Source organism: Persicobacter diffluens (genome assembly GCF_036244895.1).
Classification (GTDB): domain Bacteria; phylum Bacteroidota; class Bacteroidia; order Cytophagales; family Cyclobacteriaceae; genus Persicobacter; species Persicobacter diffluens.
The window spans coordinates 121,931-136,608 of the sequence record NZ_BQKE01000002.1 but is presented as its reverse complement, the minus strand read 5'-3'; the positions used below and the strand labels follow the sequence as shown (position 1 = coordinate 136,608).

The following is a 14,678-nucleotide window of genomic DNA, read 5'->3' as shown; positions in this document are numbered from 1 at the left end:
TATTAAAATAACGCCTAAAAATAACTTCAATGAAATAGTCCTGTATCATTCACCATAATCTATTCTCGCTCAGTTTGCTGATTCGATTGGATTAAAACACAGGTGCTAAAGCGCTATAATTTTCATAAATATTACTATTTAGAGGATTGCTGAACTTATTATTCTTTCAGAATAATTAAAATTTGTCCGGGAAAATATGATTTCAAGCACCAATTTAAACGCTTTGAGGGTATAAAAAGGGAGTCCTAATGAACTCCCTTAGCCGTATTTTCATCAACAATTTCCAAAACTTGGTATTCTTTCTCTGAGTCTTCCTTCATACGCTCTCCATATTGAGCTAAAAAATAAAAACTTCCAATTAATAAAATTAACAACAGTAAATTTTTCATTCTTTTAGTGATTTTAGATGATGTGAGAAAGTTATAAAAAAATATGATTCATCACATTAGAAACTACCTAATCGCGCTAACAAAAACCAATTTGGGCTAGAAATAATCCGATTTCTGCGCAAAAAAATACCGGAATATTCCGGTAAAGATGTATCACAACAAACAATGTTTGATTTAAGCTTCTGGCAATTCAATTTCAGGAAATGCTTCATAACTTTTTTGCAAATCCATCCAATAGTCGGAAGTGGTATTAAAATACAAAGCTAACTTTCCCGCAATCTCCTGATTCATGGCTTTACTTCCATTAATCAGCTTAATAATATTAGATCTGGAAATAGTCGTTGCCTGTGCCAGCATATGCACGGAAATTCCTTTGGCAAACAAAAACTCCTCTTCAAGAATGGCGCCTGGGTGTATAGGTTTTTGATTAGTCATATCAAATGAGTTAGGTATATTGTATCATACTCTTCAAACTAAGAAAAGTTAGGGAGAATCCTGCTTATTAAAGGATCATCTATTTGTTAACCTTATTGAACATTTGGTTTATGGTTTAATAAAAACACCATTAAGGTAAGGAAATATGCCAGGCTTCAAACCAAATTATTTATGTTTCTAGCCTGGTGTAGCAGCAAAATGAGAAAAGGATGAGGAAATGTGCGAATTCAGGTTATCCAAACACAACAGAGGAATAAGAAGAAAATAAAACACTTGAATTTGAACTATACAAAAATAGCCTGAAACATTCCCATTCTACTGAATTTAAAATCTTTAAGTGAATTTATTTAATCCATTCATTATTTGATTTAAGTCGGAGTACTCCTACTTATATCCTCGTTAAGCTGAAAGGCGGAAAAAATGAAGGAATAGTTTTCTATTTCGAGTTTTTCCAATGAAGGAGAAGAAAGCAAGCCTAGCCAAATTTGGCTAACTGAATATCGGCAAAACAATTTTCACAAACTGAAATAACGTCAAATAGCATACCTAGCTGAATCTAGCGGAGAATAATCCGACTTAAGGCTGCCGCAGTTACATTTATACCCTACCGTAACCACCAAAACGAATACCCTTACGAGCTTGTCTTCTTTCCATAGGGAAGGTATCACCATAAATTCTTCTCACACTATAGAGGTATCCTAAACTTTTGATTGATCAGTCAATTAGGAAAGTGCCAGAAGAAGCCGGCTCCCTTTCAGATTCCTGATCGCCTCTTTGAAAATTTCGGAATGGCGATTGATTCCTTCATTTCACTGAATGAAAACAGAGGTGGATTTCAGCATGAATCCTCCCAATAAAAGGAGGAGTATAAAAAAAGCGGAATCACTTCCGCTTTTATTTATTTAAAAATCCAAAATTTTCAATCGTCTCAAAAAGAACGATCGGTCTCCCATGATCTAAATCTGGAAACCCGACGAAAAACATTCGCTCTTCAAACCAATTTGAATGCCCGATAATATAACCTCTTTCTCCTGTTGGAATACTGTCTCCAATATAAACCACCGACTGTCCGGTATAGGTTAAATCCGGAGAGGCCCACCATTGCTCTACATAATTTGGCTTTCGCTTCATCATCTCTAGAAAATCCGTAGTCAAATCTTTACCGGATTTTTCAAAATGATTCACGATATCTCCATAATTAGACAAATTCATTAAAAGCATGACATTGCATTATTCAAATTAAAACTTTTATTTGATGGTAATCATATCAAATTATGATTTGCGTCATCTTTCAATGATACGAAATATTTACGAAAGTAGATATATCCTTAGGATATTTTTAACACAAACACCTCTTTTTGATAAAAATCACCAACACAAGCCATTTCTTCCAAATTCCCTGCCATTATCTAAACTTTTAGGATAATATTTTTCCTATACAGCCACCACATTGGAATAAAGTTGACACTGGTAATAATCAACGCATAAACCAAAGAAGCCGTCTTTGGCTCGAAAGCCGGTAAAATCAATTGCTGATAGAACAGGGACAAAAGGTTGAGCCCATCAATAGTAAAGAACTCAAAGAATTTCACTAGGAGATTTGAAAAGATGAAAGCCCCTATGGCATTGGTCCCAAAGACCTCAAAAATTTTCCATAATGGTGAGGAAACTTGGTGGATATCCAGGAGCCAATAGAACAGCCCTAATGTCATCAGGGAATACCCGCCGGAATACAACACAAAACTACTCGTCCAAAGTGATTTGTTGATGGGAAAAGAAAGCCCCCACCATTCTCCTAAAACTAATAAGGCAAATCCGCCGATGAAGAGACCGGCCACTAATTCAAATCCATTGGCTCTTTTGGCTTGAATCCATAAACCCGACAGCAAACCTAAAATTGCCGTTACGACCGCTGGAATTGTACTGATCAGTCCTTCCGGATCCCAAGTTTTGGAATGTATCCACAGGTGATCCTTAAAAAGGGCATAATCAATATAGGCCCCAATATTTTGGTCCTTGAGGTCCAAATCAGGCAGACCTACTCCGGGAACGGGCACATAATTAATAAAAGCAAAATATCCTCCGAGAATAATGATGGCTAAAGCCAATAATCCTTTCCAGTCGGTATTGAAATACAGCGGAACGCAACAAATAAAAATAATACCGATCCTTTGCAGTACCCCGAAATACCGCCAGGTATCAAATTCAAAAAAGGGCAAAAGATTGATGAATAAACCAATGGCAATAAGTTTTCCTCCTCGCTTCAAAGCTTTCAAATAAGCCGATTTTCGAAATTCAGGAACCTCCTTTGCTTTTTTTAGGGAAAAGGTCATTGAGACCCCCATCATAAAAATGAAGTAAGGGAAAATCAAATCTGTTAGCGAACAGCCATGCCAGACTTTATGCTTTAATGGATAATACAGTTGATCCCAATCGCCAGGATTATTTACCAAAATCATCAGTAACATGGTAAATCCCCGAAAAATGTCCAGCGATTTGAGTCTTTTACTTTTAGGTACAGCTGACATAAAAAAATATTTTAAGTAAATGTGTGTTATTAACCACAATATTATACTTAAAATATAAAAAAACGCCTTTTTAAGTTATTTTTAATATAAATTAATCCATTTTTCCGGATTTACCAATAAATATCTAAGTCCCTACTTCTTCCCCTTAAAAACACTGCTCTTATAAAAATAAGGCGGCCAACACCCCAAAAATAATCAATGGAATATTGAAATGCAGAAACGTTGGCACGCAGGTATCCCAGATATGGTCATGCTGCCCGTCCATATTCAGACCTGAAGTAGGCCCCAAGGTAGAATCGGAGGCAGGCGAGCCTGCATCACCTAAGGCGCCGGCGGTTCCGAGCAAAGCAATGATACCGAGGGTGGAAAAACCCAGTTCCAAACCTAAAGGACAAAAAATAGAGGCCAAAATCGGAATAGTACCGAAAGAAGTGCCAATCCCCATGGTCACCAGCAAGCCTACCACTAACATCAGGAAAGCCGCCACCACTTTTTGCTCGCCCATCCCACTGGCAATAAATTCCACCAATTTTTCTACTCCTCCACTTTCCCGAATAATGTTGCCGTAACCGGCTGCTACCAGCATTACAATGGCAATAAAACCCATGACCCCAATTCCGCCTTCGATAGAATCATTTAATTCCTGCCAACTAACCGCCTTGCTAAAAAACATAATCAGGAGACCACTAATGGCACCCAGCACCAATGAATCCGTAGCCAGCTGAATACCAAAGGCGGCAACTGCTGCAGCCAGCGTCCATCCATGCCGGGCATGAAATCCCGCATCTTCCTGAATTTTAGTGCCGGGTAATTCAACATCCTGATAGATCCGCTTTTTTCGATAGCTTACCAATAGGGCAAATAATAAGCCCGCCACCATGCCCAAACCAGGCAACCACATGGCCTGTGCCACCTGGGAAGTCGCAATGGTGATCCCATTGGCCGTCATTTGTTCCCGAATCAGATTATGAAAAATCAACCCAAAACCCACGGGAAGCGTAATATAGGGCGTTTTTAAACCAAAAGTCAGGCTGGTGGCTACTGCCCTGCGATCCAGCTGCATTCTGTTCATTACTTCCAGCAGGGGCGGCACAATAATCGGGATAAAAGCAATGTGAACTGGAATAAGATTTTGAGAAGCGCAGGCCATCAGCATCAGCGCCAATAATAAAGCACTCCGGTGATCGCCCACCAAACCCGCCACTCCCCGGGCCAAAAGTTTTGCCGCGCCCGTTCTTTCTATACTTACCGCCAAAGCTCCGAGCAAAATATAACTCAATGCCGTCTCCGCATTATCCCCCATACCGGATATCAAATGCTGAATACTCTCCCCAAAGCCCATACCGGCAGACAATCCCGCCACAAGCCCCGCTATGATCAGGGCCAATATCACATTCATACGGAGCAGGCAAAGTACCACCATCACCAAAACAGAAATCACTACGGGGTTAATCCAATCCATTATTTTCAGGCTTTTAAAAAACGAATATAAGGGAAATTAGATAATTATTAACCCATTGTTGGATTTCAATAAAGCGCAAAACTGAATTAAACCGAATGGTTCCAGCTTAAATTTTCATTTAGCTGTTAAGCGGGAAGCCCGAGGATTTATGAGCGTGTTTAAAAGCCAAAATTCGCCGCCAAAATTTGATTATTACAAAAGCGATAAAAGATTATTTTGAGACAATAACAGCGCTACTGCTGAGCAATGATCCAAAATCACTTCCAATAATTCGAAATTGAAGCCGGATGGTGCTGTATTAAATCAAGCCAAAGAATAAATCATTCTGGTAAAGTAAACAGCACACCAACTGAAATAAAAAATAAGTAATTTCAATCTTAGCCATTTTAGCTAATTTTTGGGCGTATATTCACCTAGCACTAAAGCCTGTTCTTCTTCATGAAATATTTAGCTATTATCCCATTTCTTTTATTCGCAACCATTTCCCGGAGCCAAACCCCATCCGCTCTGATAATGGAAAATATGGACAGTCTCGCCCAATGGTTTCAAATTCCGGCATATAGCCTGCTCATTCAGGAGAAAAAGGAAATTACCACCCAAAGTTTTGAAGGACTAAGCCAGCTGGAAAAGCGAAAAAAAAATGGCCCTGAATATTACCATCCCATCGCATCCCTTTCCAAAATTTACACCGCTGCCCTGTTTTTAAAACTGGAAGAGGAAGGAAAACTGAAACTGGACGAGCCCGTTAACCGCTATTTGTATAATTCCGCGTTGGAGGATCACATTCAAATTCAGCATTTATTGTCCCATACCTCAGAAGGAGAGGTGGGGAAAGATTTCCTCTACAGCAGAAGATTCGGCCTCTTGACCGAAGTGGCCAAAAATGCAACCCTTAAAAGCTTTCCGGAATTAATACAGGAATACATACTGGATCCACTGGACCTGAAGGAAACCGCTTTTCTCGAAGAAGAAGTGCTAGAGAAGCATCCTGTGCCCTCCCCCTATTATTATGGAAATGAGGGAGCAGAAGACGGCCTGTATGAATTCGGGGTCTCTGCGGCAGCCGGTCTGTTGGCTACCCCGACGGATTTCCTCAAATTCTTTGATCAGCTCGTCGATGGAAAAATGATTAAGGAGGAAAACTTCCAAAAAATGACGACCCCTTTCTTTGCCGGAAGTCCTTACGGACTTGGCCTGTTCAGTCAGCAAATCGGGGATCAAAAAGTAGTCTGGGCCTACGGGCAATACGATTGCTTTTCCTCCCTCTTCCTCTACCTGCCGGAAGTGGATGTAAAGGTAATTTTACAGGCGAACAATAACCTGATCGCTGACCCGGCCCGAATGATCTACGGAGACCTGACCACCAATCTTTTTGCATTGCAATTGCTACAGGAAATCGCGGGCAAATATCAACTTTCATTATGGTCGGAAGAAGAGTTTGAGCAAAAGTGCCGGGTAGCAGAAGCTTTGGCGCAATCTTACCTGTCTCAATTTGACAATGCTTTCTATCAGCAGGCCATTTCCTCATACGATCATATTTTCCAAGCCTATCCGGAATTGGATCAAAATGGCTCGATGGCTCATTTACATGGCATCAGCTTTTTAAAATCAGTGGAAGCCTACCGGCAACTGCCTCCTCATCAGGCCCTGGATCCGCACTATCTGAAGCTGAATGTAACACTGCTTAAAAAACAGCCGCATAACCCTTACCTGCTGTATTATATGGGGACCTATTATGATATGCTCCAACAACCTGAGCGAAGCAAACCCTTTTTTATCCAATTGGTACGACAGCCCAACTATTCTAAAAACTGGTATACCGTAGAGGCAACGGAATGGTTGGAGAAAAAAATGACTCCGAAACAGGAATAATCCGGGGCATTGATCCACTCCATTCCCTTTTGCTTTATTTAGAAAACTTCCAAAAAATAAAGGGAAGCCGGCATTCTGAGAGATTTTCCTTAAATTAAGCCTTTTAAGAACTGACTACCATGACGATACAGAAAGTACTCGAGCAACTGAAAACAGCGGACAAACCCATCGCCAGAAGACTTCACAAAGGAAAAGGCTTCAAAGTCCTGATTCTGGGCTTTAATAAAGGCATGGTACTGGAAGACCACAAAACGAATGTTTCCACTATCCTGACAGTTTTGGAAGGAAGCGTGTATTATAATAATGGCCACTCCTCCACCCTGCTGAAAAAATATGAGGAATATGAAATTCCCAATCATGAGATTCATTCCGTGGAAGCCGAGGAAGACAGCATCTGCCTGTTGACACAAGGCAAACGCATACAGGAATGGCAGCCGGAGGAGGAAGAAGACCCGGTGGAAGATCTGGAATCCGGGAACTAAAAACACCCTTATGCTGGTGCATTGACGGAAAATAATTAAATTTACATGCTAACAAAAAACCGATGTCCGGATACCCATAAAGTGGCCTGCATCGTTTTTTTTTGCTTCAGAAAATATCAAACATAAGCGCAATGAGTCAAATTAACTGGCAAGTAGTCAAAGAATACGAAGATATCACCTACAAAAAATGTAATGGCGTAGCCCGCATTGCATTTAACCGTCCTGAAGTAAGAAATGCCTTTCGCCCGAAAACCACCAGCGAACTCCTGGATGCATTGCATGATGCTCAGGAAGATACCTCTATCGGAGTGGTGTTGCTTTCCGCTGAGGGTCCATCGCCTAAGGATGGGAAATATTCTTTCTGTAGTGGTGGCGACCAACGTGCCCGCGGTCATCAGGGATATGTGGGAGATGACGGCTATCACCGCCTGAACATTCTGGATGCCCAGCGTTTGATTCGCTTTATGCCGAAAGTAGTCATTGCCGTGGTACCGGGTTGGGCCGTAGGTGGCGGACACAGTTTGCACGTGGTATGTGATTTAACTTTGGCAAGTAAAGAGCATGCTATTTTCAAGCAGACCGATGCCGATGTGACGAGCTTTGATGCCGGATATGGCTCTGCTTATCTGGCGAAAATGGTGGGCCAGAAGAAAGCCAGAGAGATCTTCTTTCTGGGCCGCAACTACAGTGCACAGGATGCCTTCGAAATGGGCATGGTAAACGCCGTAATTCCGCATGATGAGTTGGAAGACACCGCTTACCAGTGGGCGCAGGAAATCCTGGAGAAATCCCCAACCTCCATTAAAATGCTGAAATTCGCCATGAACCTGACCGACGACGGCATGGTAGGACAGCAGGTATTTGCCGGTGAAGCCACCCGACTGGCTTATATGACCGAAGAAGCCAAAGAAGGAAGAAACGCCTTTCTGGAAAAGAGAAAGCCTAACTTTAGAAATATTAAATGGTTACCCTGATCCTTCAGGAAAACTACAGAAAAAGCGATTCAGAAGGATCGCTTTTTTTATTGCTCTTTTTATTAGTCTACCTGCCGATCTCCTTCATTTCGACCGACAATTTCCTATATTGTACCCACCTCAAACAAATCGAATTATGCAGGCAATAAAAGGAAAAACCGCCCTGATCACCGGCGGAAGTAAAGGCATCGGCTTTGGCATTGCGGAAGCCCTGATCAATGAAGGGGTTCATGTCGCCATTACCAGCAGGAGCCAATCCGCGGCAGAGGCCGCAGCGGAAGAACTCGTTGCCATTGGTGGCGGTGAAGTACTGGCTTTTGAAGCGGACGTACGTTCTCTGAAAGACCAGCAAAAAGTGATTGAAGCCATGGAAGCCAAATGGGGACGGGTAGATGTCGTCATCGCCAATGCCGGCGTCGGACACTTCGGCTCCATAGAAAGCATTACTGCTGAGCAATGGCAGGAAACCATTGACATCAACCTGACCGGGGTATTCAATACCACCAAAGCTGCCATTGAGCCGCTAAAGAAATCCAAAGGGTATTTGATTACCATCGCCTCCCTGGCCGGCACCAACTTTTTCGCCGGAGGATCCGCCTATAATGCCAGCAAATTTGGGCTCGTAGGTTTCAGCCAGGCTGTGATGCTGGACCTGCGGAAATACGGCATCAAAATGACCACCATCATGCCCGGTTCTGTCACCAGTTATTTCAATGGACATGAACCCGCAGAGACAGACGCATGGAAAATTCAGCCTGAAGATTTGGGACAGATGGTCGTCGACCTGATGCAGATGCATCCGCGGACCCTTCCAAGTAAGATTGAAGTAAGACCAACCACTCCTCCGCAGAAGTAAGGAGGGACGGAGTAACAATATCCCCGGGGAGGGTCGTTCGAAAATGGCCTTTGTCGGGGGATTTTACGGTTACCTTAGCCCCTCCTTATTCATTCCTCCTGCTGGCTAAACTCAGCGTAAACCCAATTTACAATTTCAGAATACTGACACATTGGCTCAACCTCTTCCGGTGAACACTTTATCTGCCTGTCTATGCAAATACCGTATTGCCCATAAGAAAAATCAAAACATCTTCTAATAAAGATCACCGCTTTCCAAAAAGAACTAAATTTAGTCCCGCTACCAACAGAACTCACTATCAGCCCACTAAGATAATGATTATAGATTTTATTAGCCCGGGTTGGAGTGCTTCTGCTTTCTCCTTATTCAGCTGCATCGTTGATAAAAAAATAGACAAAGGGAACTACTCTATCCTTTATCCCGCCATGCAGGTAAACGCGGATTATGGAGCATCCTTCAGGTGAAACTAAGATGCATGTTTTTTGCGGACTATGCCTCGACCACCTCCCTGCTATTAAATAACTAATCACCACCAAACTGAATGTCCTATGATGCACGCAAAACACCTTAAAAACGGCCTGCGCAATAGGAGTCAGGAGCGTTTTAATTTCTCAATATATGAGCTGATCCTAGGCCAGGCGGGAATCAGAAAAGGGATTACTAAAAAAAAGTAAAATAAATAGCTGCTACCCCTTAATGTCCAATGAACACCATAAACACGGGTAAAACCCCATAGGACCAATCCCAGTGCAAGACTCAACAAGCTAAAGAGAACCATCTTTAAGTCCGCTTTAGAAGACCACCAGCTTTTCTTTTGACGCTTTACATACACCACAAAACCTGAGACACCCAAAAATCCCCCGATAAGGCCTACTGCCGCATATAAAATCTTTAGGGGCCAACCGCCAAAATGTCCAAAATGCAGACCTTCCTGCCAATAGTATAATTTACGAAGGAAATTTTCCTCCCGCAGATCCAATTGATGGAGACATTCCAGAGATTCCTTGTCTAACCATATCGCATTGGTTTGATGCTCGAAAACAGCCCCCTTGATATTAGCTAAAACGGTAACGGTCCCCGCACCATTAATCGATGGCTGAATTTTAAAATCCTCCCAATCGGGTTTTAGCGTCCGGGCCTTTTCCAGTACCGCATGAAAAGCAATGGGTGTAAAAAGATCCTCTTGTGGATTAGTGCGCATGACGGATGGTTGCCAATCTCCGGGACGCTGATGAAGGATTTTCTTTTGAATTATGGGCTGGAAGCCAAGCCAGGCCCCTGTTATGGCGATTAACAAATGAAAAACCAAAGTGCTTAGCCCAATAAATTTGTGTAAGTCGCCGAATAATAAGCGACTATTCTTCTTTCGCACTTCCCCAAAACGTTGGCGTTTGGAAAATGGAAAATACAAAATTCCTCCAATGACCAAATTCACTACCATTAACACACCGGCCAGGCCTACCCATTGTCGACCATAGTAATCCTCAAATAACCGGATATGCAGCGTTCTCAGGAAAAAAGCCGTACTGTGATACTTACTCCTGACACCAAGTACCTTCGCCTTATAAGGATCAATAAAGATCTCCAGATTTTCTGCCGGCTGCCCCTCCCTGTTCAGGTAAACAGACAAACACCAGGACTGCTCCTTGTCCTCGGGAATATCCAGGCTATAAGATTTCAACTGCTGGTATTCCCCTAATTGCGCATTAATAAATGTATCAAGATCATCAGAAATGGAAGAGGCGGGTGTGATATAGTAAAGGTGAGGATTCAACCATTGGTCAATCTCTTGCTTAAAGACCACCAAACTTCCACTAACGGAGAGAATAATGATGACCACCCCTACATACAAACTAATGACGCTATGCCACTTCCACAATCTCTTCATTTAGCTATTTAAAGCTTTATCGACAATGATAAACTAAAATTTCTGGGCATGCCCGGGAACAAACGGTCGTAACTATATCCACCGATATAATAAGTCTCATTCATTAAATTCTTGGCATGGGCTGCAAAGTTAAACTTCCCTACTTCATAAAACAAGGCCGCATCAAACAATAGATAATCATCGAAAACCAAACCCTCTACATTGGTGACCCTGTCCCCTACATAATGACTTCCAAGACCAAAACCGAGTCCTTTTAATGGGCCATCCTTCAGGGTGTATTTCCCCCAAAATCCAGCCTGATGTACCGGTGCATTTTCTTTTTGGCGACCAATTTCTTCTTCATTATCTGAATCAGTAATGTAGGCATTGTTAAAGGCATAATTGATACTCAAAGAAAGACTGGGTGTAATTTGGCCGGCTACATCCAGCTCTACACCCTGCGATCGTTCACCACCCCTTTGCTCTTTTTTCTCCGGATCGTTCGGATCATTGATCAGGATATTCTCCACATCAATTTGATAAATGCCTATTGCAGCAGATAAACGGTCCTCAAAGAAAGCTCCCTTAGCCCCTAATTCGACCATTTTTGATTTCAGCGGATCAAAAGGACCTCCGTATTGTGGCGTATTGAAGCGGTAATCCTGAGGTTCAAAGCCTTCCGTATAGGTTCCATAAATGTTAACGTTAGCATGTGCGCTGTATACCAGTCCCACACGAGGTAAAAAGGCGGTTTGTCGGATAGCCTCCTCATCGCCCTGATCCAGGCGTTCCTCCGCATAAAATTCCTGACGCAATCCCAGTAGCAGCTGAAGTTTATTCCACTTGATCTGATCCTGCAAATATACCCCGGTCGTATAATTACGATTGTAGGCCCCGGCCCCTTTTTCAATTTCAATGGAACGGTCATATTGACTCACATCTGCGGCACTATTATCTGGCTGGTCCAGGTCAAAGTTGGCGACCCCATCATTCATTCCAATAGCCACCCACTCATTTTTATCATAAGTTTTAGTGCTGTAATCAACGCCCCATAAAAGCGTGTGTTGCAAAGGCCCTGTTTGGGCATTGGCCACGAAATAAGCAGACAGGTTATCGGCTAACTCATATTCCTGGCGGTTGACATATCGCAATTCCAGCTCGGAAGGTGTTAAATATTTGCGGTTGGTGCGATGTTCTGCTAAATCACCGTCCATTCTAAACTTCAAATAGGAAGCATTAAAGTTGATATTTTTCGTGATTTTCTGATTCACCGAAAGGGTCATATAATAATTATCCAGATCCAGATAATCATTTTCTCTTGAGGTACTCAGCGTAATGGGCGTAACCGAGAAATCATTGGACCCATCATACACAGCTTGCCCCCGGTCAATTTTCATCCGGTCCCCCTGGTATACCAGGTCCAGGTTGATACGTGTGCTGTTCGTCGGTAAAAAGGAGAAAGAAGGTGCCACATAGAAACTTTCCTGCCCTTGCAAATCCCGAAAACCAGCCGTATTGGAATAGCCGGCATTTACCCGGTATAAAAACTTCTCTGATTGACCAACAGGCCCGGTGGCATCTACATTGGCCTGCCAGGTGTTGAAACTCCCCCCACTGGCCTGCGCGGTTACTCCGGCGACCTGTAGCGGTTTTTTAGTCACAAAATTAATCGTACCGCCTGGTCGGGTGTTGGCAAACATGGCCGAAGCAGGACCTTTTACCACTTCCACTTTTTCATATAAATTAATATTGGGCTGGGTCCAAAAACTGAAGGCAGTTCTTAAACCGTTTACCAAATGAGATTGGCGGGAACGAAAGCCCCGGATGGTCAGGTCATTGTATACTGTAAATTGGGAAACACCGGAAATATTCTTCACTGCCTCGCCCAATTTCGTGATTTGCTGATCGATAATTAATTCCTTGGTAATCGTACTCACGGACTGTGGCACATCCTTCAGCATGGTACCGGTCTTGGTCGCAGCAAAAGAATAATCATCCTTATAACTCTCCTCCTTACGTCCCACAATTTCGACCTGCTGTAATTGGGTTGCCTCCCCTTTCATTTTTAATTGAAGACGAAGCGTTTGCCCGGAGTTTAGCGTAATACTCTTTTTCAAGGGCTGAAAACCTACCGACGTAATCATCAGGGTATAGGAACCTGCCGGGATTGCTTCCAACAGAAAAGCACCATTTTCATCACTACTGGTGCCTTCGGACCGCTCCTCTAATCCGACATTGGCAAATGGAAGAGGTAAACCCGCATCATCCGTTAGGGATCCCTTGATAATGCCCTGGCCAAAGCCCGAAAAGTTAAAAATCAGTAGAATGAATAACAGTAAATATAGCCTCATGGATGCTTTCATTTAATTAACGGTCGCAAAAATGAGACTTATTTTGAATTAGTCCAAATAAAGAAGAGGAGAATTAAGGAGGGTAGAACAAATTTTTTCTTTGGCATTGCGCCCACCTATATAAAACTTAAAATAAGAGCATGTTTAAAAGCGCAACGTCTGGCTCAAAATTGAAATTATTGGAAACGATTTCGGATAATTTCTTAAAAAAAGCGATGCTATTCTCACAAAATAATCGGCTATCGCTTTGGCAATAATCAAATTTTCGCTGCGAATTTTGGCTTTTAAACATGCTATAAAGGAAAATGAGGAGAAATGACGGATTAATAACCAACGAGATAAAAGGTGAGAATACCCTACCGGACGCTTAAGCCGAATGGTTCACCAATAGATTCGGGCAAGTATTATAAGAAACAATATTTTACTTTGTTAAAATTGGTTTTGCCGATTTTCAATCAGCCCAAATTTGGCTAAGCTTGCTCTCTCCTCATTCAGCTACATCGTTAATAAAAACCGATATAAGCTTATTTTTCCCGCATTACAGCGAAAGGGAATTTAAAAAGGAATAAAATAGGTTAACTTGTTTGAAGGCCTGCCAAAGAAGACATCCGACCATTGAACAAAGATGAACCACCATCAGCTTAATCGACAATAACTTGTTTATCGGGATAAAATTTTTCCCCATCCCATTTTAATTCAATTTGGAAATCAACCGGTCTAAATTCGAACTCCTTTTCCATCCAAGTGTATAATCCGGCACCTATAATAAATTTTTCAGTATCTACTGAATAATACACATTATTATTATATTTAGATAAACCATCAAATTGGTTTTCAATAAAAAAAAAGTCCTTGGCGTGAACGGTAGGCAGAAGCTCCACTTTTTCAAGATTTCCACCTTTATCTTTCTCCCACAACTCAACCGAGGTATTCCGCTCATTTACGGTGAAGGCAACAAGAATAGGTGACTTACTTTTCCTTTCTAAGGTAAACAGTGTAATACTAGAACTCGGATATTTACAGGTTACTTCCATTTTTTCATCAGTCAAATAGGTGATTTTCCAGGAATCAGATTCTTTTTGAATACACAAATCCTTCTTTTCTTCTATGGTAATTCCCTCAGAAGTCCCATCAAATAAGGTAATAGGCGCCAAAGCAAAAAGCTCGAATAGTGTTGATTTTTCCGGATTTTCTGGATTTCTATTATTAAAAGAGCAGATTAAAAAAATCATGCTCAAAATCATGGATTGCTTAATTAGTTTCATTTATACGCTAGCTTTAAATAAAAAACAATAATAATCCTAAAATGGATTATTTAATATATATACCCTATATAATTCAAATAAAATGTGAAAAAATCACCTTTGAGGATGGGACTACCTTCTGGCTCGCCTATGCTGGATTGTTTATACTTAATGATCTTTACCTCAAAAGACAAAAAGCGTGTTTAAAAGCCAAAGAT

Annotated in this window: 12 protein-coding genes; 4 read left to right on the top strand and 8 right to left on the bottom strand. The window is 41.8% G+C overall.

Features of this window, described 5'->3' with window-relative positions:
• Positions 1-245: 245 nt before the first annotated feature.
• The 5 genes from AAA970_RS15470 to AAA970_RS15450 all read right to left on the bottom strand — a co-directional run bounded on the left by AAA970_RS15470 (position 246) and on the right by AAA970_RS15450 (position 4,814).
• Positions 246-389, bottom strand: coding sequence for a hypothetical protein (locus tag AAA970_RS15470; protein ID WP_338237802.1), 144 nt, complete (start codon positions 387-389; stop codon positions 246-248).
• Positions 390-563: 174 nt separating this feature from the next.
• The gene (locus AAA970_RS15465) at positions 564-824 is read right to left on the bottom strand and encodes a HigA family addiction module antitoxin (protein ID WP_338237801.1); all 261 of its coding nucleotides are present in this window, start codon (positions 822-824) and stop codon (positions 564-566) included.
• 894 nt (positions 825-1,718) lie between these two features.
• Entirely contained in the window at positions 1,719-2,045 is a 327-nt protein-coding gene (locus tag AAA970_RS15460) for a hypothetical protein (protein WP_338237800.1), read from the bottom strand.
• A gap of 188 nt (positions 2,046-2,233) precedes the next feature.
• Entirely contained in the window at positions 2,234-3,352 is a 1,119-nt protein-coding gene (locus AAA970_RS15455; RefSeq protein ID WP_338237799.1) for an acyltransferase family protein, read from the bottom strand.
• Between the two features lie 160 nt (positions 3,353-3,512).
• Positions 3,513-4,814, bottom strand: a complete 1,302-nt coding sequence (locus AAA970_RS15450) for a Na+/H+ antiporter family protein (protein ID WP_338237798.1) — start codon at positions 4,812-4,814, stop codon at positions 3,513-3,515.
• Between the two features lie 522 nt (positions 4,815-5,336).
• Here AAA970_RS15450 and AAA970_RS15445 point away from each other — a divergent pair.
• From AAA970_RS15445 to AAA970_RS15430, 4 genes are all read left to right on the top strand, one after another.
• The gene (locus tag AAA970_RS15445) at positions 5,337-6,686 is read left to right on the top strand and encodes a serine hydrolase domain-containing protein (RefSeq protein ID WP_338237797.1); all 1,350 of its coding nucleotides are present in this window, start codon (positions 5,337-5,339) and stop codon (positions 6,684-6,686) included.
• Between the two features lie 119 nt (positions 6,687-6,805).
• Positions 6,806-7,168, top strand: a complete 363-nt coding sequence (locus AAA970_RS15440) for a cupin domain-containing protein (protein ID WP_063790996.1) — start codon at positions 6,806-6,808, stop codon at positions 7,166-7,168.
• Between the two features lie 131 nt (positions 7,169-7,299).
• Positions 7,300-8,142, top strand: a complete 843-nt coding sequence (locus AAA970_RS15435) for a 1,4-dihydroxy-2-naphthoyl-CoA synthase (RefSeq protein ID WP_338237796.1) — start codon at positions 7,300-7,302, stop codon at positions 8,140-8,142.
• Between the two features lie 136 nt (positions 8,143-8,278).
• Positions 8,279-8,998: an SDR family oxidoreductase gene (locus AAA970_RS15430; protein ID WP_338237795.1), complete on the top strand. Its 720-nt coding sequence runs from the start codon at positions 8,279-8,281 to the stop codon at positions 8,996-8,998.
• 592 nt (positions 8,999-9,590) lie between these two features.
• Here AAA970_RS15430 and AAA970_RS15425 read toward each other — a convergent pair.
• The 3 genes from AAA970_RS15425 to AAA970_RS15415 form a co-directional block, all read right to left on the bottom strand.
• On the bottom strand, positions 9,591-10,886 hold the full coding sequence (locus AAA970_RS15425) for a PepSY-associated TM helix domain-containing protein (RefSeq protein WP_338237794.1): 1,296 nt from the start codon (positions 10,884-10,886) through the stop codon (positions 9,591-9,593).
• An 8-nt stretch (positions 10,887-10,894) separates the two neighbouring features.
• Positions 10,895-13,216, bottom strand: a complete 2,322-nt coding sequence (locus AAA970_RS15420; protein WP_338237793.1) for a TonB-dependent siderophore receptor — start codon at positions 13,214-13,216, stop codon at positions 10,895-10,897.
• 641 nt (positions 13,217-13,857) lie between these two features.
• Positions 13,858-14,481: a hypothetical protein gene (locus tag AAA970_RS15415; protein ID WP_338237792.1), complete on the bottom strand. Its 624-nt coding sequence runs from the start codon at positions 14,479-14,481 to the stop codon at positions 13,858-13,860.
• Positions 14,482-14,678 lie beyond the last annotated feature (197 nt).